This is a genomic window from Glutamicibacter sp. AOP12-B1-11, assembly GCF_052379245.1.
Taxonomy (GTDB): domain Bacteria; phylum Actinomycetota; class Actinomycetes; order Actinomycetales; family Micrococcaceae; genus Glutamicibacter.
The window spans coordinates 18176-44712 of sequence record NZ_JBQSYL010000021.1; the positions used below are offsets into that span (position 1 = coordinate 18176).

The following is a 26537-nucleotide window of genomic DNA, read 5'->3' on the forward strand; positions in this document are numbered from 1 at the left end:
CAAGGACTCAAGAGCATGAACGCCCAGCTTCTGGAAAACCATCATGAAGAAACCGCGGTTGAAGATCCGTCAGCCCCTACGCCCCGAACCGACGAAGCAACATTTAGGTTCGCCTCCTACGGACGAGCCTTGATTGGTCATGGCATCAAGGCGACCCTGGATGCCGAGAGGGCAAGACGTCTGGGCCTCGGTCCGGCCGCGCGCCAATTGCTTGCCGAGCAACCTCCGGGAAGTATCCTGGCTGGCGTTGTGCCGTTCGACCGCGCCGCCGACCCTTTTCTGTTTGTCCCGCAGCAGGTGGAAGACTTGCCGATGCGTGGATTAACGCATGGTGGGCAGGAAACGTCGACGGTCGCCGAAGTCGTTGGTGAGTACAACCCGCAATTCATTTGTGCAGCCGGTGCTGCCATTGACCGGATTAAAACAGGCACCTTGGAGAAAGTCGTCCTTGCTCGGTCGTTGGAAGTTTTCGCCGACAAAGAGTGGAACCCCGAATCGGTCTGGCAACGGCTGTACCAGCAGAATCCCGCCGGGCACAGTTTCACGATCGGCTTGCCTCAGGAAGAGGCAAGCATCGTCGGCAACAGCCCGGAGCTCATCGCGGGCGTGCTCCGCGGCCAGTTGACCAGCCATCCGCTGGCTGGATCAGCTCCGCGGCTCACAGACCGAACCGAGGACCAGAAGGCGGCGGCAGTTCTTGCTGGATCTGCGAAAAATCTAGCGGAACATGAGTTTGTTGTTCGGCATATTTCCACGGCGTTGCGCAGCGTCGCCAAGGACTTGATCGTGCCTTCCGGCCCAGATCTGCTGCCCACCGGTCAAATGTGGCATCTTGGAACCCTGATTCGGGCCTCTCTGTACAAAGGGCTCGGTTCCCTGGACGCCGCACTGGCCATCCACCCGACTCCTGCCATCTGCGGATCCCCTACCGCGGCCGCCCAGGCACTGATTTCAGAGTTGGAACCAGACGCCCGGGGATTCTATGGCGGACTGGTGGGATGGATGAACCGAGACGGTGAAGGCGAATGGGCGCTGCTGCTGCGCAGCGCTGTGCTCAACGGCAATCGGGCGACGTTGCATGCGGGAGCGGGAATCGTCGCAGATTCGGACCCATTCGATGAACACAGCGAGACAGCCGCGAAATTTCGAACCATGCTTTGCGCCTTGGGCGTTGACCGGGCAGGAAGCAGCTTATGAAACAACCATTGGTCGCCGATGATCCGATGCTGCACGGTGTCATTCCCTACCCTGCCGAGTTCGCCGAGCGGTATCTTGCCGATGGTTTCTGGGGCAGGCGGACGCTGGATCGAGTCCTGCGCGAAACTGCCATGCGCCGGGGAGCCCACCCTGCGGTGATCGACGAGGAACGAGTGATCAGCTACGCCGAACTGATCAGCCGCATTGATGTTTCGCAAGCCACGCTCTCTGCCCGCGGAATCAACGCTGGCGATCGAGTCATCATTCACGTGCCTAACGTGCTTGAATTCTTTGACGCCGTGTATGCGGTCATCTCGCTGGGGGCCATCCCGGTCTTCGCCGTGCATTCGCACCGCGCGAGCGAGTTGGAGCATCTGGCCCGATCTTCGGAAGCGGAGATGCTGATCACCAGCAGTCGAATCCCTGGCGTGGATCCGCAGGAATTCTGCGCAGAGCTTGCCAACCGACTGCCCTTGCTGTCTGTCGTATATGCCGAGGACTTGTACGAGCAAGGCCTGGATCTGCTGGCAGCGGGCCGGGAAGTCTCACGCGCCGGTTGTCCCCGCCCCGCTCATGCCGCGGCTTTTCTGCAACTGTCAGGTGGCACCACGGGCCGACCGAAACTGATTCCGAAAACACACCGTGATTACGCCTATTCCTTCGAGCGATCAGCGCAGATCTGCAACCTGGATGATGGCACTGTCTATCTATCCGGGATTCCGCTGGCGCATAATTTCGCGGCTAGTTCGCCAGGGTACATGGGGGTTTTCGCCACCGGTGGGACAGTGGTCTGCGCCTTGGACGGCAGCGCCGAGAGGATTTTCAGCCTCATCGCCGAGCATCGGGTCACCGTAGTGGCCGCAGTGCCACCGCTGGCCTTGGCCTGGCTCAACTCCTCCCAGAAGCATCGCTATGACCTGTCTAGCTGGCAGCTGCTGCAGGTGGGCGGCGCCAAGCTGTCCCGCGGTGTGGCCGAACGAATAACCCCGGAACTAGGCTGCGCACTGCAGCAGGTCTTCGGGATGGCGGAGGGTCTGGTCTGCTATACCCGGTTGGACGACGATCCGGAGACCGTCGTTTCCACCCAGGGCAAGCCGATGTGCGTGGCCGACGAAGTGCTGGTGCTTGACTCAGCGGGAACACCGGTACCGGACGGCACCCCCGGCAACCTCTGGGTCCGCGGTCCGTACACCTTCCGCGGCTATTACAACAACCCGCAGGCCAACGCGGAGTGCTTCACCCCGGATGGCTTCTACGGCTCCGGGGACATCGTCGTGAGAGATGCCCGTGGATATTTGACTGTGGTGGGACGGACTAAGGACGTTATCAACCGCGGAGGCGAGAAGATCAGCCCAGAGCAGATCGAGGCCGTGCTGCTGCGGAACCCCGCAGTTCACGATGTGTCAGTCGTCGGAGTGCCGGACGAGGCACTGGGCGAACGAACGCATGCCTACGTGGTACCGCGTGACCGTACGACCCCCACTCGTGCCAAGATATTGCGGGCATGGATGCGCACTGAACATCTCGCAGAACACCACATACCAGACGTCATCACCATAGTCGGCGAACTACCCAAGACCCACATTGGCAAGATCAGCCGCAATACCCTGCGCCCCGGCGCCACCTCACCGCAAGGAGAAGCATGAGCCGCCCCGAAATAACCACCGACCAGACATACGACGTTGTAGGCCTGGGATTCGGGCCGAGCAACATGGCCCTGGCCACCGCCATCCACGAGCACAATCGCGCTGCCGGGCGCGGGCTGCGTTTAAAGGCCCTGTTCCTCGACCGCGCCAGCGAGCCCGGCTGGCACAAGAACCTGCTGTTCGAGGATGCCAGCATGCAGGTGGCATTCGCCAAGGACTTGTCCAGCTTCCGCAATCCCACCAGCGAGTTGACCTTCATGAATTTCCTGCACACCCAGGGCCGGATGGAAGATTTTTTCAACCGCGGTTCCATGGCGCCGCTGCGCATCGAGTTCGTGGCGTATCTGCGATGGGCTGCCGAACAGTTGTCGGAATACGTGCGCTACTCGTCCGAAGTGGTCCGTGTGGTGCCGCGCACCAGCGGAGGGCGTATCACCGGCTATGAAGTGGATGTCGCCGACGAGTCAGGGGTGCGCACGGTGGCCGCCCGGCACGTAGTGCTCGCCGGAGGACTGCAGCCAGTCTTTCCCGCTGGCGTGCGCTCCGGGGCGCGCGTCTGGCACAGTGCCGAATTCCTGGAACGCGTCGCCGTGCTGGACACCGCGGCCGTTCGTTGCGTAGCGGTGATCGGTGGCGGGCAGAGTGCAGCCGAGGTCATCGAGCAGATGTACCACCGCTGTCCGCAAGCACAGATCCATTCGGTGATCTCCCGCTTCGGGCTGATCCCCTCCGATGCGTCGGCCTACGCCAACCGGATTTTCGACCCGATGACCGTGGACGAGCTGTACGCCGCGGATCCCCAGGTCCGCCAGGAGCTCACCGAAGCGCACCGGAACACCAACAATTCCGTGGTCAACCCCAACACTATTGCCGCACTCTACGACTTGGAGTACCGCGACAAGTGGCTGGGTGCCGAACGGCTGAATTGGCACCGAGCAGCAAGAGTGAACTCGGTACGCGAAGATTACGGAACCCCGGCAGTGCAGCTGGGCTTGGCCGAGGGGCTGGGCGACGGCAGCGGAACGCTCGAGGTTGATGTGGCGATCTTCGCCACCGGATACCGTGCCTTGGACCCGACCACGCTGCTGGGCAGCCATGCAGGAATGCTGGTGCGGGACGAACTCGGGCGACCCACGACCCGCCGCGACTACAGCGCACATACCGTTCTGCCTGATGACTCAAAGCTCTTCCTGGTGGGGCAGACCGAGCACCAGCACGGAATCTCTGCGACGCTGCTGTCCAATGTGGCAGTGCGTGCAGGGGAAATCCTCGAGTCCATCCTTGCCGCAGGCCCTGCGGCTACCCAACCGACCGCACACCGAAAGGCCCACGCATGAGCACCGCCGAACTCACCGAAGCGCGAATCCGGGCTGACCTTGGAGCCTGCGCGGGGCTGTCCGCGGACGAGGTCGAACCCGGCGATGCCCTAGCAGACCTGGGCATCGACTCGATCCGCCTAATGAACCTGGTGGAGCTCTGGCGTGCCGCCGGCGCAAATGTCGACTTCCCGCGACTGGCCGCCAGCGAACACGTCGAAGCCTTGGTCGCGGCCGTGCTGGACGCAGCCCCGGTTCGTTGACGCCCACCTCCCAGCCGAAGCTCCTCGAAGGACCGATTATGACTCTCGCCCCCGACACCGTGCGCACCGTGCCGTTGACCGACGCCCAAGCCGGTATGGTTCACGCAGAACTCGCAGCCCCCGGCTCCGCGGACTTTTCCGTCGGCGACGCCCTGGTCTTCCGTGGCCGTATCTCCGCCGCCGCCCTGGCCGATGCGGTGCAACGCACCCTGGCGGAGGTGCCGTGGCTCGGATCCCGCTTCGCCCCGGAGCACATGGCGCTAGTGCCCGGTGACGGCCCAGCCGTCCCCTCCGGGCCCCGGCTGCTGCCTCCGGGTGTGCTGCGCGGGGAGCTCACCGGCGACTCTGACCGGCAGCTGGCCGAACAGCTGCGCGCCGATTATCTACCGCACATCACCCTGGAGTCGCGGCTACTGCACGAACAACTGCTGCTGACTAGCCTGGATACGGACTTGCAGCCGGTAGCGGTGTGGGTGCTGGTCGCCCACCACGTGCTCTTCGACGGCTACGGCATCACGCTGCTCGCCCGCCGCGTGACCGAACATTACACGGCATTGGCCGCCGGGAGCCCAGTCCCGGAAACACCCTTCACGCAACCGGGCCAGGTGCTTGCCGCGGAAGTCCGTTACCACGGATCTGCCGCGGAGGAAAGTGACCGCGGCTACTGGCACGCCCGACTGGAAGGGGACGGGCAGGACTATCGCCCCACGCGGCTGGCCGGCTTGCTCGGCGCCGCCGGGCAGCGCCCCGACGCGTCCGCCGCCGCACGGCTGCGCCTGACTGGACGCCCGCTTTCCCTGGGCCGTTTCTCCGGTACGGTCCCGACTGCCTCCGAAACTACCCGGGCGACCTGGGCGGATGCCGCGATCGCCGCGCACGCCCTGTTGGCGGCCCGTCTGACCGGCGCCAGCCGCACGATCATCGGGCTACCGGCCATGAACCGCACCGGGGCTGCGGCCCTATGCGCCATTCCGACCATCAACGTGCTGCCGTTGGTGCTGGACCTGCATCCCTCTGGGACTGTGGGAGAGCTGCTAGAGTCCGTGGCCGCCGCCCGGGCCGAGCTGTCCCGGCACGGCCGGTACCGCTCAGAGCAGCTCATGCGCGATCTGCGCCTGGTCGGTTCCGGCACCACGCTGACCGGCACCGAGATCAACATCAAGGCCTTCGACGTGCCGCTGAGCGTGCCCGGCGGCTCCGTGTCGCTGTACGCCCTGTGCGAGGGGCCGGTGGACGACATCTGCCTGAATCTGCTGCCGGACCGCGAAACCGGCAAAATCGTGGCGGTGTTGACCGCGCCGGCAGGGACCTTGGCCACGGCGGACGCTGCGGTGCTGCTGGAAACCTACGGGCTGCTGCTGGAGCAGCTCGCCGCGGCGGACCCGGCAACCCGGCACGCCACGTTGGCCCTGGCGCCGGACGCCGCGTTGGCCACGCTTGCCGGACCGGCCGCGGCCGAAACCGCCCCGGCGGTGCTCGAGGAACTGTTCGCGGCGAGTGCAGCCGCCGCTCCGGAAGCCGCCGCGATCACCTGCGAGGGTGTCACGCTCAGCTACCGGGCACTGGCCGCCCGGGCCGACGCGATCGCCGCCGCCGTGCTGGCGCACGTGAACGGCGGCGCAACCGGGCGCTACGTGCTGATCGGCCTGGAGCGCGGACTGGACTACGTGGCCGCGATTCTCGGTATCGCCAAGGCCGGCGCGACCAGTGTCCCGCTGGATCCGCACGCTCCAGCGCAGCGCAACCAGCGCATCGCCGCACGGCTGGCCGGCCAAGATCCGCGCACCCCGCTCGTGCTGGCCACCGATGCGCAGGGGTGGGCCGGCTATCCGGTGCTGGATCCGTCCGTCTTGCCCGTGGCGACCGGAACGCTACCGGTAGCTGCCGTTCCCCGCTCTACGCCCAGCTACCTGCTGCATACTTCAGGCTCCACCGGGGAGCCCAAAGCCGTGGTGATTTCCCGCGAAGCCTTCTCGCACTGGGCCGGATACCACCGGCATGCCGGTTTCGTGGATGCGGCCGGGGAGAAGATCGCGCAGTCGCTGCCACTGCACTTCGACGGGGCCTGGTGCACCCTGCTCGGGGTGGCGCTGGGCCATCATGTACACCTGATCAGCCACGAAGTGGCCCGCGACCCCGAAGCGCTCGCCGTTCAGGTGCGCGAGCACGCCATGACCTGGATGGATATGACCCCGTCGTTGGCCGCACCGCTGCTTGACACGGGACTGTTCGACCCCGGAACCCCGGTACGCCGGCTCTCCATCGGCGGCGAAGGATGCAGCCAGGTGCTCTGGGAGAAGCTGCGGAACCTGAATGATCTCATCGTGGAAAATCTGTATGGCCCCACCGAATTCACCGTGGACGCGCTGGTCGCCAACGTGGCGCAGAGCCCCGATGTGGTGGTCGGCCGCCCTCTGGCAGGGCTGAAGGCAGCGGTGCTGGACTCCGCGCTGCGGCCGCTACCGGCCGGCCTGCCCGGGGAACTGTATTTGTCGGGGCCACAGGAAGCCCACGGATACCTAGGGCAGGGGGCACTGACCGCTTCCCGTTTCGTGGCAGATCCTGCCGGTGACGGCACTCGCATGTACCGCACCGGGGACCGTGCGGTTCTCGGCCACGACGGGTTGCTGCGTTTTCTGGGCCGCGATGACGGCCAGGTCAAGATCCGCGGCTACCGGATAGATGTGGGCGAGGTGGAAACGGCGCTGGCCGCGCTGCCCGGAATCGCCCACGCCGTGGTCCGGGCACGGGGAGCGCAGCTGCTGGCGTGGGTGGTTCCCTCGAATTCCGAGGCAACCATGCTGGCTGGTGACACCGAAAGGTGGCGTGCCGCGCTCTGTCTGGTCTTGCCGCCGCAGATGATTCCGCATGCGCTGACCCCCATCGATCGGCTGCCGCTGGGCAGCACGGGCAAGCTCGACGAGAGTCAGTTGCCAGATCCCCGACCGGCCAACGCCCCAGTCAGTGCCCCGGCGACCGGTCCGGAACAACGGGCCGTGGCCGCCTGCATGGCCGCGGAGCTGGGCATCCAGGTTCATGCGCTGGGTGTCGAATCGGATTTTTTCGCCGAAGGCGGGGACTCGATCACCGCGATCGCGGTGGTCTCCGCGTTGCGCCAGGCCGGCTACTCCTCCTCGGTGGGGGCAGTCTTCACTGAGCGCACCGTCGGCGGGATTGCGGCCAAAATCTCTGGGCTGGCCCCGGAGCCGGTCGCCGTGAACGAGCCGGCCGGCACGGCGGATCTGGTGCAGCTCGATGCCGCGGCCCGCAGCCGGCTTTCGGCCATGCTGAGCCAGCGCCGCCCGCGCCGCTAGGCGCGCAAGCTTCCCTACACATCTTCTGACCTCGTTGCCTTATAAACCGCAGCCCAAAGGACCCCATGATCGAACTGACCCGACAAGACGTCGAAAATTCCCACGGCCTGCCCGACACCGGGCCGGCGCCCGCCCCACGAGATGCCCAGCTGGTTTGGTGGCCTACCACCGCATTGCAGCGCGGCCTGGTGGCCCACACGCTGATGCTCCAGGACCATCCGCAGGCAACCGACCCCTACGTCGGTCAGAGCCGGGTCCAGCTGACAGGACCGTTGGACCCGGACGAGGCCCGCGCCGCCACGATGAGTCTGCTACGCCGGGTGGAAAACCTGCGTGCAGGCTTCCTGCTGGACGAGATTGGGGACCCGGTCTCCTTCGTAGAGCCGTGGGACGAGGAGCTGGCCGCCCGGGCATTCACCACCGGGCTGGAGGTCGAGGCCCTGGCAAGCGCGCAGATCGCGGCCGGGTTCGACCTGCAGGAGCCTCCGCTGCTGCGTTTCGCCCTGGTCTCGGAATCGTCCAAGTCCCATGAGTTGGTCATCACTGCGCATCATCTTGTCCTTGATGGCTGGTCCATGCCGCTGCTGCTGGGCCAGTGGCTGCGAGAGCTGGCCGCCGTACGCGGCGCCTCGGCCCCGGCCGACCTGCCCGCCGCCACTGGCAGTTACGCCGACCACCTGGGCTGGATCGCCTCCGCGGATCGAGAGGCCGCTGCCACATTTTTTGCCGAGAGCCTGGCCCATGCCGAAACCGGGCAGCGCCCGCATTTCCTGGGCGCGCAAGCGCTGGCCGGCACCAGCCAGGCGAGCGAAACCCGTGAGCTTCCCAGCTCCACCGTCGCCGCACTGAACGCCGCCGCCCGGACCCATGGATTCACGCCCGCTACCGCGCTGCGGACCGCCTGGGCCCTGGCCGCGGACTTCGCGGCCGGTACCACCGGCAACATCTTCGCCCTGCCCGTGGCCCTGCGCGATCCCTCCCGCCCGGACGCAGACACCGTCTGCGGCATGCTCACCGAGACCGTGCTCGCCGCCGGCGACTACCAGCCTGGGCAGACCCTGCTGGGCGCCGCGGTGCGCCAGCAGCAGTGGTGGAACCGCAGCCTGGAGCACCAGCACCTTGGCGTGCCGGGCATTGAGCGCGCCCTGTCCGGAACCGGCGAGTTGGCGTGGTCGCTGCTCAGTTTCGAAGCCATTGGCGCTCGGGGTCACTTCGCGCTGAATGAGCTGGAGGCCACGCTGAAGGCCACCGGCGATTCCAGCCACTATCCGGTCAACGTGCACGTGCGTGCAGGGGACAGCTGGCACCTCGAACTGGAATACGATGGGCGAGTCCCCGCGCACGTGGCAGCCACTTTGGCAGAGGCCCTGGTCCGCGGGCTCACCGCACTGGCCTTGGACGCCGAGTCCCGCATCGCCGACGTCGAGCTCATGGACCCGGCCGAGGTCACCGGCTTTGAGACCTCCGCCCGCGACTACGCCGGGCCTCAGCCACTGTTGCCCGAGCTCTTTGCCCGCCAGGTCGCCGCCGCACCGCAAGGCACCGCCTTGGTCGTCGGCGGCATGAGCTACACCTACGCGGAGCTCGATGCGTTGGCAAGGGACACCGCGGATCGTCTGGCCGGACTGCTGGCAGTCGCCACCGGCCACCGGACCTTGGCCGTGCGGTTGCCGCGCGGGATCGATATCGTGGTGGCTCACCTGGCGGCGCTGCGCAGCGCCGTGACCCTGATGGTGCTGGACAACGGATGGCCCGCCGCCCGCGTCGAGCGCGCGCTAGACCTCGCCATCCCGGCGTTGATCTGGGATGGCGAGGGTCTGCGCGCCACCGGGATGGGATCGTGCTCGGCCCCGGCGCCGTTCGCCGCGCAGGCAGCGGCTACCGCCGCCATCGTGTTCACCTCCGGATCCACCGGCGAGCCCAAGGGCGTGGCCGTGCCTCACCGCGCATTGGCCCACCTAGCCGCCCGCCAGCAGCGCGAGCTCTACCCGACGGATCGCACCCTGCAGGTGGCGCACACCTCCGCCTTCCACTTTGACGCACACTGGGATGCCTTCCTGGCGTTGTTCACCGGGCATACCCTGCATCTGCTGACCGAGGACGAGTACCTGGACCCGTTCGCGTTGGCCGACTACGTCGACGCGCACCGCATCGCCTACCTGGACTTCACCCCGACCCTGTGGAATGCGGTAATCTCCAGCGCAGCGATGACCAGACTGCCGGAAATCTGCGTGGCCGGCGGCGAGAGCTTCCCCGCCGCGCTGTGGCGGCGCATGGGACAGCTGGCCCGCGAGTCCGGTTCCGCCGTCTACAACCTGTACGGCCCCACCGAAGCCACCGTGGATGCACTTGCCGCCGCCGTGACTGACGCGCAGCAACCGGTGGTCGGCCGACCTGTAGGCGCCACCGGGGCGCTGGTCCTGGATTCCCTGCTGCGCCGGGTCGCCCCGGGCACCGTGGGCGAACTCTATCTGGCCGGTCCGCAGCTGGCCGACGGCTACCTTTCGCGCAGTGCGCTGACCGCCGCTCGTTTCACCGCCCACCCTTTCGCCCCGGGGGAGCGCCTGTACCGCACCGGCGATGCCGCGGTCCGGCGTCCGGACGGGCAGCTGGCGCTGCTCGGCCGCACCGACGCACAGATCTCCTTGCACGGCGTGCGCATCGAGCCCGGAGAAATCGAGTCCTTCCTGACCGGCCAGCACTCCGTACGCCGTGCCGTGGTGCTGAAGGTCGAGGACCCGCGGCTGGGAGAACGTCTCGCGGCCTGGGTGGTCCCGGCTGACCCGGCCGCCGTGGGCGATCCGCGGCTGGCCGCCGACTTGCGCACCGCCTGCGCCCTCAAGCTGCCGCGTGTGATGGTGCCCGCCGCGGTGGTGCTGCTGAAGTCGCTGCCGGTGACCGGTAGCGGCAAACTGGATACCCGTGCCCTGCCTGCCCCGGACTTCGGCGGTGCCTCCGCGGCTGCGCCGGCGGAATCCGGCGTAGCCGCGGAGGCGCCGGGCGCCGAACTGGCCGCGGTGACCGCGGTGGTCACTCGCGTGCTGGGCCTGTCCTGCGCACCGGATCCGGGGGAGCGATTCATGGCACTGGGAGGGGACTCGATCGCCGCGATCCAAGTCATTGCCGGGCTGCACCGTGAGGGCTACGGCTACTCCGTGGCGAAGTTGCTGGCCGCCGGGACGCTGGCGGGCATCGCCCGCGAACTTGAAGCGCGGCAGCCTGAGGCCGCGCCCGATAGCACCGACGCCACCGGCCGGCTGGCCGCCCTGGGCGCCGAACGCGCCGCAGTGCTGGCCGCCCGGGCGGCCAGCTTGGGCGCCAACGTGGTAGACGTGTGGGAACTGACCCCCACCCAGCTGGGCATGGTATTGCACCACGAGCGCGAAACCGACGGAACGTATCAGACCACCACGCGCTGGCGCATAGCCGCCGCGGACGAAGCCTCGTTGCCCGGTGCCGCGCAGATCGCCCACGCACTGGATGCGCTGGCCGCACGTCACCCCCAGCTGCGCGGCGTGATCTTCCAGCACGACCTGCCCGCCCCGCGCCTGGCTATCCTGGACCGGATGCGCTGGAAGCTGCAGGCCGCAGATTTGCGGTCCGAGCCCGATGTGTCCGCCGCGGTGGGCCGGGTCGAGGCAGCCCTGCGCGCAGAGCCGATGGACCTGGCTACCGGACCACTGGCCAGCGGAAAGCTGCTGCGCACCGCGGACAGCGCCTGGGAACTTGTCCTCTGCCTGCACCATCTGCTGGTGGATGGATGGTCCACCGCGCTGCTCACCGGCGAACTGAACACCCTGCTGGCTGGCGGCGGGTTGTCCGAACCGCGCCCGATGACCGGGTACCTTCAGTGGCTGGCCCAGTTGGAAACCAGCTCCCGGGAGCTGGAGGATGCCTGGCGTAGCGAGTTCGCCGGCTTCGGCGCACCCACTGCGCTGGCCGCGCTGACCCGCGCTGGCGAAGGCACCGTGAGCGCCACCGCCTACCTTCAGGCGCAGCCCACCGCGGAGCTTTCTGCCGCGCTTCGTGCTTCGGGGCATACCCTGGCCGACGCCGCCCAGGCCGCCTGGGCCACCGTTTTGGCCACGGTAATCGGCACAGCTGACGTAGCGCTGGGAGCCACCCGTTCCGGCCGCGATGCGGAAGTTCCGGGCATCGATGAGATGATCGGCATGTTCATCACCACCGCCCCGGTGCGTCTGCAGCCACGTCCAGGAGCCCCCTGCACGGAGCTGCTGGATGAGGCCCGCCGACAAAACACCGCGTTGGCTCGTGCAGCCCACCTGGGTATGGGCCGGATCAAGTCGGTGCTCGGAGCCGAACCCTTCGACACCTTGCTGGTTGTGGAAAACTACCCGCAACGCGGGGAAACGGGCGTTTCCGGTCTTGAGGTCACTGCGCTCGGAGGCGAGGACGGCACCAACTACCCGGTGTGCCTGACGCTGACCCCGGGGGAAGAGGTAGCTCTGGAAGTCGAGCTGGCCGGCGGAGATCTGCTAGCCGCGGCAGCGCTGGCCCAGGCCGTGCGCACCGCGCTGGCCGCACTGTCCGACGGCATCCAGCTACAACCCGAGCAGCTGGGTCTGGAGATGCTCTCCGCGCGGCTGGTTGAAGCTGCAAGAACCGAATCCGATTTTGCCGGGCCTGCCTCGGTTGACGCCGAAAATTCTTCGGTTGTCGTGTCCACCGTTGCGCAGGCTACGCGCATCGCGCTGGCTGCCCAGGCCGTTGCAGAGGTACTCCGGCTGGACTCGGTGGACCCGTCTCGGGACATCTTCGCGCTGGGGGCGGACTCCATGGCCGTCATCGCGCTGGTCGGCGCGCTGCGCGCCCGCGGACTGGTCCTTTCGCTGGGAGAGATCTATCGCAATCCGACTGCTGCCGCGCTGGCCGCGGCCGCCGCCGAGGCTTCTCCGACCCGGGTGGCCGAGCTGGCCGCCGACGGGGCATTGGAGGACACCCCGGCCTTGGCGTGGTACCGCGAACTGCTGGCAGGCACCGGGGCGGACGGCAGTGGCTTCCAGCAGCTGCGTGTGCTCAACGTGCCCGCTGGCGTCCAGGCGACCAGTCTGCAACGGGCGCTGACCATCTTGGCCGAACGCCACCCGGCCCTGCGCCTGCGGGTAGACGGTTCCGGAGCCGCGGTGCTGCCCGACGCGGCACTGCCACTGACCACGCTGGCCGCCGACTCCGGTGAGCGGCAGTTCTCCGAGGTTTTGCGCACCGCCTGCCGGGAACTGGATGAGCGGTCGGGCCGCGTGGCGGCAGCCGTGTATCGCCCGGCTGAGTCCGGCTACGGCGTGCTTGCGCTGGCCGTGCATCACGTTGCCGTGGACATCTACTCCTGGCGCCTGCTGACCGAGGATCTGCGCCGACTGGTCCAGGGCTCCCGGAACCTACCGGCCGCCTCCGCCAACCTCCGCGCCTGGGCTGCCGCCTCGCATGAGGCAGCACAGACCCTGGCCGCTGACCAAACGCTGACCAAGCGCTGGCTGTCCGTGCTGGATGCAGGGGAACTGGCACAGATGCGGTACTCGGATTCCCTGCAGCTGGGAACAGTGGCCGACACGCAGGAGGTTGTGCACACCTTGGATGCAGAGACCACGCGCAGACTGCTTGCGCTGGGCGAGGGCTGCGGCATGGACACCGTGCTACACGCCGCGGTAGTAGGCACGCTGGAAGCCGGTACCAGCGTGCTGTTGGAGGCCGAAGGCCATGGACGCCCGGCGGGCGTCCAATTCAGCGACGCCCGCGACACGGTGGAAGTCGGCAGCACCGTGGGGTGGTTCACCGCCACCTGGCCGCTGCGCCTGTCCGCCGCGGCAACCGGCGGCACCCAGAGGTTGGCACCCGAAGCCTGGGTGCGTGCGGCACGCGCCGCATCTGCCACACTGCCAACAGATACAGCCAGCTACGGGATGCTGCGCCACCTTGCCGGTCCTGCCGGCGACCAACTGGCCGCCGCGGCGGACGCTGCCAGCGCCCAGCTTCTGGTCAATTACCTGGGGCGTGAGGCCGTGTCCGAAGGCCCGTGGCAGCCGGCGGCGGACGCCGCCGCACTGGAAAGCGAGCTGGGACTGCATCGGGCGCTGCCCGCCACCCACCCGGTGGAACTGAACGGCTACGTCACCGAGGCCGTGGACGGCCCGCACCTGGTGCTGCGCTGGCAGCTGGCCGCAGCCAACGCCGCCGGTCGCGGTCTTCCGGATGCCGCACGATCCGCGCTGGTCGCCTTGTCCGGGATAGACCCGCTGGCCATTGGCACCACCGGCGCCCTGCACGACATCGTGGGGATGGCAGCCGCGGAAACCTCGCGGCTGCTAGTTGAACGCCCCGCAGCCCAGGGCGTCTGGCCGCTGACCGGGGTGCAGCAGGCCATGGCCGTGCACGCAGCCTCCGCCCCGAACGACACCTACCTGTCGCTGACCGCTCTGGAGCTGTTCGGTCCGGTGGACCCGACGACGCTGCGGAGCGCAGCGGCCGCGCTGGCCGCGGTACACCCGCAGTTGCGATCCACCGTGTACTGGCCGGAAGACGGCGCACCGGTGTTCGTCCCGCTGGCCGGGCTCACCCCGCAGGTGGCCGTGCGCCGCAGCCACGGGCTGGACCTGAAGTCCCGGCAACAGGTCGCACAGGCGGTCCGCGCCGAGCACCTGGTCCGCGGCTTCGACGTGGAAACCGGTCCGCTGCTGCGGCTGGAACTGGTCGATTTTGGAGAGCACCCGGAAACCGGTGAGCCGCACAGCCAGCTGATCCTGGCCAACCACCATTTGCTGCTCGATGGCTGGTCCATCCCGCCGCTGGTGGATGAGTTGTTCGAAAACTACGCGCGAGCCGCTGGGGGCGCCCCGGCCCCGAAGCCGGTAGCCCCTGCCGGTAGTGGCTATGACGCTTTCGCCCGTTCACTGGTCTCGCGCGACGACCAGGCCCGGGTCGCGCAATGGGGCCGGGTGTTGACGGGGGACCGTCCGGGCCACGTATTACGCCACCGCGATCCGGAGAATACCGCGCTGCCTACGATGATCGGTGTTGAGCTCGGCGCCCACGTGCACAAGGCTCTGGCCAATCGCGCCCGCAAGGCCTCGGCCACGGTGGCTGACGCGGCGAATGCCGCTTGGGCGCTGGTGCTCGGCGCACTGTTGGACACGGACGTTCCGGTTTATGGCACGGTCAGCTCCGGCCGCGCCATCGACGTGCCGGGCATGTCCGAGCTGCCGGGCATGTTCATCGACACCCTGCCGGTGGCCATGAACTTGGAACAAAAGGATTCCAAGGCGTTGTTGAGAGCCGCCCACGCAGCTGGCCAGCGGATCGTTGAATCGGCCGGAGTGCCGCTGTCGAAGATCACCGGCGCCCTGGGCCTCGGCACCCTGTTCGACACCTTGCTGGTCGTGGAGAACTATCCGCAAGCCGAGGGCAACACCCCGGACGGTGCCCCGCGCCTGGGCGAGATCCACTCTGAGGACGCCACCGAATACCCGCTATCGGTCAGTGTCTCGGTGGGCGACCTCATGGAAGTCGAAATGGAATTCGGCACTGAAATACCCGAATCCGTCGCCCGTCAGGTGCTCTCCGCCTTGGTCGTGGCCTTGGAGTGCCTGGCCCTGGGCACCGCGTTGCCGGTGCTGCGCCGCCTGCTGTCCACTCGGCTGGCTGCGGCGCGCGAGGCCCTGACCTCGGCGGGTGCCCGGCATGCCGCAGCGCACGGCGCGGACGCAGCAGCCATGAACGCGGTGACCGCCGCCTACGGGCAGGTGCTGCGCCTGCCCGTAGGCGGCACTGACAGCGACTTCTTTGCCGCCGGAGGCGACTCCATGGCCGCCATGTCCCTGCTGACCGCCCTGCGCAAGGCTGGCTACAAGGCAACGATCTCCCAGGTCTTCGCCAACCCGATCGCCGCCAATCTGGCCGCCGTGGTGCAACGTATCGCACCTGCCGCCACGGCCGTCGCTAATACTGCCGGGGATCCAGGGAAAGCTCCCGCGGCTTCTGCGCCGGCGGCGGACGCCGTCAAACCCATGATCACGCTTGACGGGGCCTCGATGGCCTCGCTGACCAATTTGTTGAAGGGAAACTAGTGACCACGCCAACTACCGAGGCCCGGAACACCAATATCCAGGACGCCGAACAGGCCGAACCGGAGATCATCGATGTGCTGCCGCTGGCCCCGTTGCAGAACGGGCTGCTCTTCCACGCGCTGGCCGACCCGGAGGCCCTGGACGTATACACCATGCAGTCCACCTACCGCTTCGCCGGGCCGGTGGACGTGCCCGCACTGCGCCAAGCCTGCGCCACCTTGCTCGAGCGTCATCCGATTCTGCGCGCCGGCTTCGCTCATGAACAGTTCGACACTCCCGTGCAGTTCATCCCCGCTTTCCTTCCACTGCCCTGGCGCCAGTTGGACCTATCGGCAGACCCGCAAGCCGTTCGCGGGCTCGAACGACTGCAGGTCGATGAGCGCCAAACGAAGTTTGAGATGAGCCGTCCACCGCTGATCCGCTTCGCCTATGCCGATCTGGGAGTCGAGGGGGGCGCCTTGGTGGTCACCAACCATCACATCTTGATCGACGGCTGGTCCGACGCACTGCTGGTCACCGAGCTGCTGCGGCACTACCGTGCCGGAGGCCGGGACGATACCCTGGGCGAGCCGACCCCGTTCCGCAGCTACCTCCAGTGGCTGGCCGAACAGGATGCCGAGGCCGCCCGGGGCGTGTGGCGCAACCTGCTGGCTGGTCTTAACGACGGCACCCTGGTCGCTCCGGAAGCGTCAGCACGTTCCGCAGTGCTGCCCGAGGTCGTTGAGATGGACCTGCCCGACGGGCTGACCGAGGCGCTGATCGCGCTGGCCCGCACCGCTAAGGTGTCGATCAACACCGTTTATTCCCTGGGCTGGTCGCTGGCGCTGCGCCGGCTCACCGGCCAGGACACCGTAGTCTTCGGCTCCACGGTCTCCGGCCGGCCTCCGGAGCTGGCAGGGGTGGATGAGATGATTGGTTTGTTCCTGAATACCGTCCCGGTGGTCACTGAGCTGGATCCGCACACCCGGGTGGATGCGCTGCTGCGCCAGGTGCAGACCCGCCAGGGTGAGAGCCTGCAGGCCCAATTCGTCGGACTGTCCACGATCCAGCAGGATGCCGGCATCGGCACCCTATTCGATACCCTCTACGTCATGCGCAATACCCCGGAGGACGACGCGGCGCTGGACAGGCTCAGCACAGACACCGGGCTGGTGGAGATCGAGGGCGGGGACGCCACTCACTACCCGCTGACCTTCATCGTGCATCCTGCCGACATCTATCGGTTGATTCTGGCTTATCAGGGAGAGCAGTTCTCGGCCGCGGCCGCGGGCTGCCTGATGGAATCGGTCATCGCCACCCTGGCCGCGCTGGCTGACCATGCGCAGTCCCCGTTGGGTACCGTGCTGGCCGCGGTCGAGGGCGAGCCGCAGTCCTCTGGGCTGGCCGGTACCGCACGGCAGCTGGGCGAGGATTCACTGGTCGCATTGCTGGAACGCACCGCTGCTGCCCACCCGCAGCGTCCTGCGCTGATCGATGGGGCGCACACCCTCACGTACGCCGAGCTGTGGGCCGAGGTCTGCTCGATCGCCGGCTGGCTGCGTGCCCAGGGCCTGGGCCCGGGCTCCACGGTGGGATTAGGCCTGCCGCGCGGGAACCGGTTCGTGGCCGCCATCTTCGCAGTGATGGCTGTCGGAGCGGCCTACATTCCCCTGGATGAGGCCTACCCGGATGCCCGTGCCGCGAAGATGTTCGCCACCGCACGTGCCGATGCGGTACTGCTGGAGCCGGGCTCATGGAGGGACACGGAGAAGCTCGCCGCCTGCGGAACCCGGGTCATGGTGCTAGATGATGCCGTGGTCGCCGGCCATGCAGGAGCTGCTCAGCTTTATCCGGACTACTCGCACGCGGACAGCGCCTACCTGATGTTCACGTCAGGCTCCACCGGCGAGCCCAAGGGTGTGTCCGTACCGCACCGGGGCTTGGTCAACATGCTGGCCAACCACCGACGCGAGATCTTCGACCCGGCTATCGCTCGGGTGCCGGACCGCCCGCTGGTTGTCGCGCATACCGTGTCCTTTGCCTTCGACATGTCTTGGGAAGAGCTGTTCTGGCTCATCGAAGGGCACACCGTGCACGTGCTGAATGAGGCGCTGCGCCGCGATGCAGCGCAGATGGTTAGCTACCTACGTGAGCATTGCGTGGACGTCATTAATGTGACTCCTTCAGTTGCCTCGGCGCTGCTGGCCGAGGGGCTGCTCCAAGCCGGGAAGCACCATCCGGCATTGGTGTTATTGGGCGGAGAAGCGGTGGGAGCCGAGGTCTGGGATGCACTGCGCGCGGACCCCGTGTCCGAGGGCTACAATCTCTATGGCCCCACCGAATACACCATCAACGCCCTGGGCGCCGGCACCGATAGCAGTGCTGTGCCGGTGGTCGGCGGGCCCATCGAAAACACCGAAGCTTACGTGCTGGACAGCGCGCTGTGTCCGGTCGCTGAGGGCGCGCCCGGCGAACTGTACTTGGCTGGAGACGGGCTGGCATATGGCTACGTGGGACGCGCTGCACTGACCGCCTCCCGCTTCGTAGCCAACCCCTATGGCACCCCGGGCACGCTGATGTACCGCACCGGGGATGTTGTCTCGCGCGATTCTTCCAGGGCGCTGCACTTCCACGGCCGCTCCGATGCCCAGATCAAGATCCGCGGCTACCGCATCGAGCCGGGGGAAGTACAGGCGGTGATCGCCGCGGATCCGCGCGTCGGCTCCTGCGCAGTGCTGGCTCGACAGATGACGCAGGGCCACATGGCGTTGATCGGATATCTGGTACCCGCCGCCGGTGCGGACACCGAGGAGGACCGCGCCGGGCTGGTGGACGCAGTGCGGGCCAGGGCCCGCCGCGAGCTGCCGGACTACATGGTCCCGAGCCACCTGGTGCTGCTCGGCAAGCTGCCGCTAACCCCGAACACGAAGCTGGATGTGGCCGCGCTGCCGCTTCCTGCCCCGATCGCGGGCAGGGCGCCGTCTGGCGGCGCGCAGACCGCGGTAGCCGAGGTGTTCTGCGCCGTACTCGGCGTGGACTCGGTGCACGGGGAGGATGACTTCTACTTGCTGGGCGGGGATTCGCTCAAGGCCATGCGTGCCGTTTCGCTACTGCGCTCGCGCTTCGAGACGACGCTGACGGTGGGCACTCTGGCAGCGGCGCCCACCGTGGAACTGCTGGCCTCCAAACTGTCCGCCGGCACCGATTCCTCCTTCGACCTGGTACTGCCGCTTGCTGGCGGCAGCGGGGCCGGCGCCCCGCTGTACTGCTTCCACCCGGCCGGTGGCCTGGGCTGGAGCTACGCCGGGTTGGCCGGGCATCTGGGCCGTGGACGCGAAATCATTGCGTTGCAGTCTCCGAGGTTCACTGGGCCGGCCCCGCAGGACATGGCTGCGTTGCGCGATTCCATGGTGCAGGCGATCCGCAATCGCCATCCGCACGGCCCGTACCACCTGCTGGGCTGGTCTTTCGGAGCACACCTGGCGCATATGGTGGCCGGTGCGCTGGAGAAGGACGGGGAACAGGTGCTCACGCTCTCGCTGCTTGATGCGGACCCGGTCACCGTGAACCCCGTCCAAGGACCGGCCCCGGAGGACGCCGCCGAGCTGGAGCAGGAAGCACTGAACTTTCTGCTGGCCGGGGCGCTGCGCGAGCTACCCCAGTGGCTCAGGAGCCCGTACCAGCGCGCGGATGTGCTGGAGTTTCTGGCAGAGGCCGAGGGAGTCTGGAGCCACTTCGCCAGCGACAAGCTGGAGGCAATCATGGACTCCTATGGCTATAGCGTCGGAGTGCTGCCCGGTGCCCGTTACGACCGGGTCCGAGCGGACACCCGACTGTATACCGCGACGATGAGCCGCCATGGGGTGGTCGCCAGCGATCCGGCACGTACCGCAGCCGGCTGGTCCGAGTACAGTGCCGGGCCCTTCGCCCAGCAGCTGATCGAGGCTGGGCACCATGAGATGACCAGCCCGGCAGCACTGAGCATCGTCGGGCCGCAGCTACGCGAAGACCTGGCCCGCACCGAAGCCGGGCACACCGGCAGCTGACCCGTCAACAGACCTACCTGACTTTCCATATAGCACAAGGAGCAAAACCATGAATCCCTTCGACCGAACCGACGGCAGTTTCCTCGTCCTGGTCAACCAGTTGAATCAGCACAGCCTCTGGCCCGACTTCGCGCAGGTCCCGGCCGGCTGGACACAGGTATTCGGCCCGTCCGAGCTGGACGCGGCCAATAACTACGTCCAGGAACACTGGACTGATATCACACCGCGGGAATCCGCCCAGTGATCCGGTGGCTGCGCCGCCATTCAATCGACCTGGGTCCGCTGCGCAGCAGCAGAGCGTTCACCCTGATTTTTTGGGGGCGTCTGGTATCCATCGCGGGGATCGGCGTGCTGAGCACTGCGATTCCGTTACAGGTTTATGCCCTGACCGGTTCGTCCGTCCACGTCGCCCTGGTCGCAACCGTCATGGGCCTGGCCGGCTTCGCGGGGGCACTGTCCGGCGGCCTGATGGCGGACCGGTTGGACCGTCGCAAGATCATCCTGGCGGCCCGCGGTTCAGCCATAGCCGGCTTCGCGCTCCTGGCAGTTAATGCCTTTGCCGCTGAGCCGATGCTGGCCGCATTCCACGTGGCCGCGGCCGTGGATGGGCTGGCTGGAGGCATCAGCGCCACCGCACTGTCCGCCACGGTGCCACGCACGGTGGAACCGATCCAGCTCCCGGCCGCGAGTGCGCTCATGGCGATCAGCATGGATTTGGGCATGGTGCTCACCCCCGCCCTGGGCGGCCTGCTATACGCAGTGATCGGCCCGGGCTGGCTGTATCTCTGGGTCATCGCCGCGAGTCTGGCCAGCATGGCCCTGCTCTGGGGACTGCCTGAACTGCAGCCGGGCATCGACGAACAGGCAGCGGCTGATCCGCAGATCCGGCAGGCCGGAACACTCGGTGCCATTCGTCGCACCTGCGCGCAGGCATGGGCCGATACCCGTGAGGGCATGGCATATGTAGCGCGCGACCGGGTGGTTGGCCCGATCATGCTGCTGGGGTTCATCCAGCTGCTGTGCGCCTCGCCGTACGTGCTGATTCCGGAGTTCGCCGAGCGCCAGCTGGGGCTGGGACCTGAAGCCGCCGGCTTGCTGTATTCAGCACCGGCAGCCGGAGCCTTGCTCGCCTCGCTGAGCAGCGGCTGGACCGGACGGGTGCGGCCCGCAGGCCGAGTGCTGCTGGTGGTACTGTGCGCTTCCAGCCTGGGCGTGCTGGCCCTGGGCCTGACCAGTTCGCTGCCATTGGCCCTGGCAGCCATGGCCTTGACTGGCGTGGGGGATGTGCTGGCCGAGATATTCCGTTATGCGATTATCGTCGGGCGCACCCCGGACCGGTTGCTCGGCCGGGTCAGCGCCGTATGGAGCGCCCAAGGTACCGTGGGTGATACCTTGGGCGGGCCCTTACTCTCGTTGCTGGCCAAGGTGTTAGGACCAGGCGGAGCGATCGCTGCAGGCGGCGCGCTAGCCGCCGGCCTCAGCGCCGTGGTGGTATTGAGTGCTCGCGAATTGCGCGCACTCCGGATCGAGTCCGAAACGCCGGAAGAGATCATTGTCCCGGAAGCTGATCCCAGCTTCCGGGGCGCTGACGGCCCATAGGCCTGCTCCGGCGTCGTCCCTGACGTTCATGAACCGAGCAGTTGCCAGGTTTCTAACCGCTCGACCGGCAGGGGCGCGGTGCAGGCCAGTGAAGCCACATGCCCGTGGCCGACGTCCACTGGCTGCAGGTACACCGGGCCGGATTCCACGCCGGGCGTGTGTACCTGGGACCACCGAGCGGGCGGGCCCAGCGGGCCGGTGGAAACCTGGAAACTGGCCGGGTCAACAGCCAGCCCCACCCCCGCCGCCTTGAGCAGGGCCTCCTTAGCTGAGAACAAGGTCAAGCGCAGAGCGTCGGGGCGCACCGCGGCACCCGCTGCGGTGCGCTCGCCGGGAGAAAGTACCGCATCATCGAACCCGGGGAATACTCCCGGAGGGTGCAGCCCCGGCCCACGTTCCACATCGACGCCCAGCAGGACATCGGCAGGCGCCACGGCCGCCATAGCCAGCTCCCTGGTACGGGACAGCGATACGGCGCGCTGCGGGTGGCGCGGTTGGCCGTGGTCTGCGACGCCGCACTTCGGGCAGTGGCGGGTAAGTTGCAGTAAACGTGAAGCGCGGGGATCGACGTGCAGTTTCCGGGCCAGCAGCAGACGCAGCAACGCCCTGGACGCGAGCAGCGCCGCGGCATCGGCAGGGTCTTTGAAGGTGCCGGCCTTGGTCGCTTCGGGGCCTAGCAATTGCGCATAGCCCCCCAGCTCGGCGACCTTGACCCGGACCTCGTCGACCGTGGCGGTGAGATAGCTCAGATGTGCAGCGGGCTGCGGGGCGGGGCGGAGATGTTCTGCGGGTTCCACACCTCCAGCCTACGGCGGATTCTGCCGCATCGGGTACGGCTCACGCGACTGATTCTCTTTCCATGCCACTTCCAGCGCGCCGAATCCAACGCGCCAAATCGCGACCGCTTGGGCCGTGGGGCTTCGGTCGACAGGACCGGGTCAATAAAGATGAATAATTACGAACACACAGTAGAACGTTTTTGAGTAAGGTGAGCCTATGATAACGTTGGCCGAGGTGATCTGCTCAGTCACCGAAGTTTTCGCTAGACTCGACGACTCCGAAGGTACTCGCACATGAAATTCACTCCACGCGCCCGCTGGGCCGCTATGGCCTTGTCTCTGTCCTTGCTCGCCACTGGCTGTGCCGCCAGTTCCAATGCCAACGGCGAGAGCGGTACTTCCGCCACCGCGGCAGCGCAGAATGTTGACGGCACTGTCATCGTTGATACCGCGTTCGGAAAGGTCAGTATCCCGTCAGACCCGCAACAAGTGGTGGCGTTGGAAGGCGGTTCCGTGCCTGCCGTTGAGGCCGGCCTGACGCCGCTGGCCACCGCCGGCGACACCTTCGACGATTCCTTCGGCAACGCGGCAGATTTCGACGCCGTGGAAAAGCTTCCGTCTATTCTTACCCCGGATGGATGGGACTACGAGCATCTCGTTGAGTTGAAGCCCGACATGATGATCGGCTTCATCCGCGGCGGTGACGATGCTTCGGAGGAACTGAGCTCCGAGAAGAAAGCCGAATTCGAAAAGCTCAACGCCATCGCACCCACCGTGCTGATCCGCACCAACGGTTCTGCCGGTACCCGCGACGCCTCGGTGGCTATGGCCGAAATTCTGGGCAACGGCGAGCAGGCCCAAGTGCAAAAGAAGGCTTACGAGGACAAGATCGCCCAGATGAAGTCCGATTACGCCAAGCAGCTGTCGGAGAATGCTTTCGCGGCCGTGGACGCCTACGAGGAGGTCACTGTTTACTCCAAGATTTCCTGGATTGGCAAGGTCCTGGATGATCTGGGGGCGCCGGCCGTCGAGGCGGTCAAGAACGAAGAAGCCGAAAATGGCGTGTTTCTTTCCTTTGAGCAACTCTCCAAGATCGACGACGCCACGGTGATCTACTACCCGCAGTACACCGACGGTGCTTCCGACGCGCTTGACACCCTCGAAGGACAAGCTACCTGGACCTCGCTGTCAGCGCTCAAGGACAAGCACGCCTTCGGTCTGACCCATTTCTTCCCAGACAACTATGGCGCCGCCCTGCGTGTGGCCGAGCAGATCGAAGAATCACTCAAGAGCCTCTAGTCCCCAAGTCCAAAGGACCTATCCATGATTATCACGACCCATGATCCGGCTTCCGGCGAACTCATCGCACCGGACGAAGAAAATCCCAAGAACGCCACGTATACGCATCCGCTCGTGCCCCGGCTAGTGACCGTCGAATCGGTGGAGCCGCTGGGAGCACGCATGGTGCGCATCCGCGTAGTCGGCGAGGACCTGAAGTCGCTTCGCAGTGTCGCAGCCGAAGACCACGTCAAGGTATTCTTTGACCGCGATGAGCAAGGCCGTGCCGTGCTGCCCACGGTGGTGGGCGACCGGTGGATTGATGGACGCTCAATGACCAGCCGAGACTACACCATCCGGGATGCCGACCCGGCGGCTGGATGGATGGACCTGGATTTCGTACTGCATGAGCACGGAGTCGCCGGACGCTGGGCGGGCACCGCGCAACCCGGCGAGCAACTGGCCCTGCTCGGCCCGCGTGGCTCCTTCCGGGTGAAGGACGTCTTCGACTGGTATGTGCTGGCCGCGGACGAAACCGCCCTGCCGGCGTTGGCCCGATGGGTTTCAGGCCTGCGCGCCGAGGCGAAGGTTTTCGCCTTCATCGAGGTCAACGACGCGGCCGATGAGATCGTACTGGACAGCCGAGCACAATTGCAGGTCAGCTGGCTGCATCGCGGCTCGTCCCCGGCAGGAAGAACCGATTTGCTGGTGCAGGCCGTGAAAGCCCAGCAACTGCCCCAGGGGGAGGGCTTCATTTGGGTGGCCGGCGAGTCGATGTCCATTAAGCCGTTGCGTCGCTACCTGAAGAACGATCTGGGGCTGGACCGCGAGAACTGGGATGTCGACGGCTACTGGCGCCGGGGCCAGACAGACCACGACCACCATCACGACGAGGACTAGCATGAGCGCCGGTCTGCGCGACCTGGCGGTGGACCGGCCGGCCCGCAAAGGCTTGCCGGTCTTCGTCGCCTGCGCCGTGGCTTTGCTGCTTGCCGTCGCCGCTAGCCTGCTCTACGGTTCCCAGCCGGTACCGGCAGTCGATGTCCTGGCCTACCTGCGCGGTCAGCAGGGAAACCTCGTTGAAGCCAACGCCTCGGTTATGGCTCTGCGAGTGCCGCGCACCGTGCTCGGCCTGGTCTGCGGCATCTCACTGGGCGTGGCCGGAGCCTTGTGCCAGGCGCACACGCGTAACCCGCTGGCCGATCCGGGCCTGCTCGGCGTAAGCTCAGGAGCGGCCGCAGGGGTGGTTCTGGCCATCAGCGTGTTCCACCTTGTTTCGCCCGCGCAATACACCGTCTTCGGCCTGCTCGGGGGGCTAGTTGCCGGCTCGATGGTGCTCGGCCTGGCCGCGCGCATTCGGCTCGCCAACGCCGCCACCAGCCTGATTCTGGCCGGCAGCATCATCACCGGAGTGTTGAATGCCGTCTCCAGCGCCGTCGTGCTGTTGGATAAGGTCACCATGGACCGCTTCCGCTACTGGACCGTCGGTTCGTTGTCCGGACGCGACGCCTCCGTGCTCTGGGACGTGGGCCCGTGGCTGGCCCTTGGGCTGCTGCTCACCGTCCTGAATACTTCCTCGCTTGACGCGCTGGCGCTGGGCGACGATGTGGCTTCCAGCTTGGGGCGCAACGTCATCCGGGACCGGCTCGTAGGCCTGCTCGCCGTGGTAGTGCTTGCCTCAGCGGCGACCGCCTCGATGGGAGCCATTGCCTTTCTCGGTCTCGCGGCCCCGCACCTGGCCAAGCGGATTGCACCTGGCGGGCTACCTGGCGCGGTGTGGCTCTCCGGAGCCCTGGGCGGAGCTATCATGCTGCTGGCCGATACCGCAGGCCGGCTGGTGCTGCCCACCGGCGAGCTGAGCGTGGGCATCATGCTGGCTATTCTCGGCGCACCCCTGTTTATTCTGATCGCGCGCAGCCCGCGCATGAGGAGAGCCGTTGACAGTCTCTGAGTTCATCCGTCCGGCGGCTCCGGCGGTGCGCGCCACCGGTCTGCATTGGCGCTCCTTGCTGTGCTGGGGCGTGTTATCCGCCGCCGGGCTGCTGCTGCTGGTCAACGCACTGGGGCTGGGGTTAGACCTGCGCCTGTGGTGGCTCGTGATCAGTGGCCAAGCCGATTCGGGAACCATGTTCTTGGTGCGCGACCTGCGGGGTCCGCGTGCCCTAGCCGCGATCGTGGTGGGCGTTGGCTTCGGTATCTCCGGTGCGGTCACCCAGGCGGTACTGCGCAATGTGCTGGCCAGTCCCGATATTATTGGGGTGACCTCGGGCGCCAGCCTTGGTGCCGTCGCCTCCATCGTCGGCTCCAACGCCGTGCCCGCCATCCTCCTGCTGGGCCCATGGCGGCTGCCGCTGTCGGCGACACTGGGCGCCCTGCTGGCCGGGGCGGTCGTCCTGGCCGTTTCCTACCGCGGTGGCATCAGCTCCTTCCGGTTGGTGCTGGTGGGGCTGGGAGTGAACGCTGGACTGGGTGCCGGGGTCAGCTGGCTACTACTGCGTGCGGAGCTGCCGGACCTAAATAGCGCCATGGTCTGGCTTACCGGAAGCCTGTCGCTGGCCACCTGGGGCCTGCTCTCCCCGGTGGCGCTGGTGGTCCTCGTGGCAGGCGCCGCGCTAATCGGGCTGTGCGCTCGGTGGCTGGATGTTCTGGCACTGGGCGACGACGCGGCCGCGGCCCTGGGTTTGCCGGTGCGTGCCGCGAGCCTGCTGATGCTGGCCCTGTCGGTGCTACTTGCCGGCGCCACGGTGTCGGTCGCTGGTCCAGTGGGTTTCATCGCCTTCGTCGCCCCACAGCTGGCCCAGCGAATGTTCGGGACGACCCATCCCACGCCCGGAAGGGCGGCGCTGACCGGTGTGGTGCTGATGCTGCTGGCGGATTTGATCGGACAGAACCTGTTTCCGGTGCTGCTGCCGGTCGGTCTGGTCACCTCCATTGCCGGCGCGCCGTTCTTGGTGTGGATCCTGCTGGTGCTTTCGCGTAAGGGGGCGCGTTGACCCCTCATCAAAGCGCCACACGAAGCCCATGCCTCATTTACTTCTGCTC

At 66.9% G+C, this 26537-nt stretch carries 14 protein-coding genes; 13 read left to right on the forward strand and 1 reads right to left on the reverse strand.

Features of this window, described 5'->3' with window-relative positions:
* Positions 1-15: 15 nt before the first annotated feature.
* The 9 genes from ACT3UQ_RS13180 to entS all read left to right on the forward strand — a co-directional run bounded on the left by ACT3UQ_RS13180 (position 16) and on the right by entS (position 21438).
* Positions 16-1197, forward strand: coding sequence for an isochorismate synthase (locus tag ACT3UQ_RS13180; RefSeq protein ID WP_444637285.1), 1182 nt, complete (start codon positions 16-18; stop codon positions 1195-1197).
* Positions 1194-2843 carry a (2,3-dihydroxybenzoyl)adenylate synthase gene (locus ACT3UQ_RS13185; protein ID WP_096254743.1) on the forward strand — a complete coding sequence of 550 codons (1650 nt, stop codon included), beginning with the start codon at positions 1194-1196 and terminating at the stop codon, positions 2841-2843. The genes ACT3UQ_RS13180 and ACT3UQ_RS13185 overlap by 4 nt, the downstream gene beginning before the upstream one ends.
* Positions 2840-4180 (forward strand): lysine N(6)-hydroxylase/L-ornithine N(5)-oxygenase family protein, encoded by a 1341-nt coding sequence (locus ACT3UQ_RS13190; protein WP_096287943.1) that lies wholly within the window; start codon positions 2840-2842, stop codon positions 4178-4180. The genes ACT3UQ_RS13185 and ACT3UQ_RS13190 overlap by 4 nt, the downstream gene beginning before the upstream one ends.
* Positions 4177-4422, forward strand: a complete 246-nt coding sequence (locus ACT3UQ_RS13195) for a phosphopantetheine-binding protein (RefSeq protein WP_096287945.1) — start codon at positions 4177-4179, stop codon at positions 4420-4422. The genes ACT3UQ_RS13190 and ACT3UQ_RS13195 overlap by 4 nt, the downstream gene beginning before the upstream one ends.
* 38 nt (positions 4423-4460) lie before the next feature.
* Positions 4461-7736 (forward strand): AMP-binding protein, encoded by a 3276-nt coding sequence (locus ACT3UQ_RS13200; RefSeq protein ID WP_096287947.1) that lies wholly within the window; start codon positions 4461-4463, stop codon positions 7734-7736.
* Positions 7737-7801: 65 nt separating this feature from the next.
* The gene (locus ACT3UQ_RS13205) at positions 7802-15814 is read left to right on the forward strand and encodes a condensation domain-containing protein (RefSeq protein ID WP_444617070.1); all 8013 of its coding nucleotides are present in this window, start codon (positions 7802-7804) and stop codon (positions 15812-15814) included.
* Complete coding sequence (locus tag ACT3UQ_RS13210; protein WP_443438994.1) at positions 15814-19839, forward strand: amino acid adenylation domain-containing protein; 4026 nt, start codon at positions 15814-15816, stop codon at positions 19837-19839. The genes ACT3UQ_RS13205 and ACT3UQ_RS13210 overlap by 1 nt, the downstream gene beginning before the upstream one ends.
* Positions 19840-19888: 49 nt before the next feature.
* Entirely contained in the window at positions 19889-20083 is a 195-nt protein-coding gene (locus ACT3UQ_RS13215) for an MbtH family protein (RefSeq protein WP_096254737.1), read from the forward strand.
* A complete protein-coding gene (entS, locus tag ACT3UQ_RS13220) occupies positions 20080-21438 on the forward strand; it encodes an enterobactin transporter EntS (protein WP_176484248.1) in 1359 nt (452 codons plus the stop codon). Before ACT3UQ_RS13215 ends, entS begins: the two co-directional genes overlap by 4 nt.
* A 26-nt stretch (positions 21439-21464) precedes the next feature.
* Here the strand turns inward: entS and ACT3UQ_RS13225 are convergent, their stop codons facing one another.
* Complete coding sequence (locus ACT3UQ_RS13225) at positions 21465-22235, reverse strand: 4'-phosphopantetheinyl transferase family protein (protein ID WP_096287955.1); 771 nt, start codon at positions 22233-22235, stop codon at positions 21465-21467.
* Positions 22236-22511: 276 nt separating this feature from the next.
* On the opposite strand from ACT3UQ_RS13225, the gene ACT3UQ_RS13230 reads away from it, so the two are divergent.
* Genes ACT3UQ_RS13230 through ACT3UQ_RS13245 form a run of 4 tightly spaced genes read left to right on the forward strand, consistent with a single transcriptional unit; the run spans position 22512 to position 26488 of the window.
* Positions 22512-23516 (forward strand): ABC transporter substrate-binding protein, encoded by a 1005-nt coding sequence (locus tag ACT3UQ_RS13230; RefSeq protein ID WP_096287957.1) that lies wholly within the window; start codon positions 22512-22514, stop codon positions 23514-23516.
* 24 nt (positions 23517-23540) lie between these two features.
* The gene (locus tag ACT3UQ_RS13235) at positions 23541-24395 is read left to right on the forward strand and encodes a siderophore-interacting protein (RefSeq protein WP_096287959.1); all 855 of its coding nucleotides are present in this window, start codon (positions 23541-23543) and stop codon (positions 24393-24395) included.
* Position 24396: 1 nt separating this feature from the next.
* Positions 24397-25446 carry a FecCD family ABC transporter permease gene (locus ACT3UQ_RS13240; RefSeq protein ID WP_096254732.1) on the forward strand — a complete coding sequence of 350 codons (1050 nt, stop codon included), beginning with the start codon at positions 24397-24399 and terminating at the stop codon, positions 25444-25446.
* Positions 25433-26488 carry a FecCD family ABC transporter permease gene (locus tag ACT3UQ_RS13245; RefSeq protein ID WP_443438988.1) on the forward strand — a complete coding sequence of 352 codons (1056 nt, stop codon included), beginning with the start codon at positions 25433-25435 and terminating at the stop codon, positions 26486-26488. Before ACT3UQ_RS13240 ends, ACT3UQ_RS13245 begins: the two co-directional genes overlap by 14 nt.
* Positions 26489-26537: the final 49 nt, after the last annotated feature.

Coding starts and splice junctions, on each gene's coding strand:
- ACT3UQ_RS13180 (WP_444637285.1), top strand. CDS start 16: ATGAACGCCCAGCTTCTGGAAAACCATCATGAAGAAACCGCGGTTGAA.
- ACT3UQ_RS13185 (WP_096254743.1), top strand. CDS start 1,194: ATGAAACAACCATTGGTCGCCGATGATCCGATGCTGCACGGTGTCATT.
- ACT3UQ_RS13190 (WP_096287943.1), top strand. CDS start 2,840: ATGAGCCGCCCCGAAATAACCACCGACCAGACATACGACGTTGTAGGC.
- ACT3UQ_RS13195 (WP_096287945.1), top strand. CDS start 4,177: ATGAGCACCGCCGAACTCACCGAAGCGCGAATCCGGGCTGACCTTGGA.
- ACT3UQ_RS13200 (WP_096287947.1), top strand. CDS start 4,461: ATGACTCTCGCCCCCGACACCGTGCGCACCGTGCCGTTGACCGACGCC.
- ACT3UQ_RS13205 (WP_444617070.1), top strand. CDS start 7,802: ATGATCGAACTGACCCGACAAGACGTCGAAAATTCCCACGGCCTGCCC.
- ACT3UQ_RS13215 (WP_096254737.1), top strand. CDS start 19,889: ATGAATCCCTTCGACCGAACCGACGGCAGTTTCCTCGTCCTGGTCAAC.
- ACT3UQ_RS13230 (WP_096287957.1), top strand. CDS start 22,512: ATGAAATTCACTCCACGCGCCCGCTGGGCCGCTATGGCCTTGTCTCTG.
- ACT3UQ_RS13235 (WP_096287959.1), top strand. CDS start 23,541: ATGATTATCACGACCCATGATCCGGCTTCCGGCGAACTCATCGCACCG.
- ACT3UQ_RS13240 (WP_096254732.1), top strand. CDS start 24,397: ATGAGCGCCGGTCTGCGCGACCTGGCGGTGGACCGGCCGGCCCGCAAA.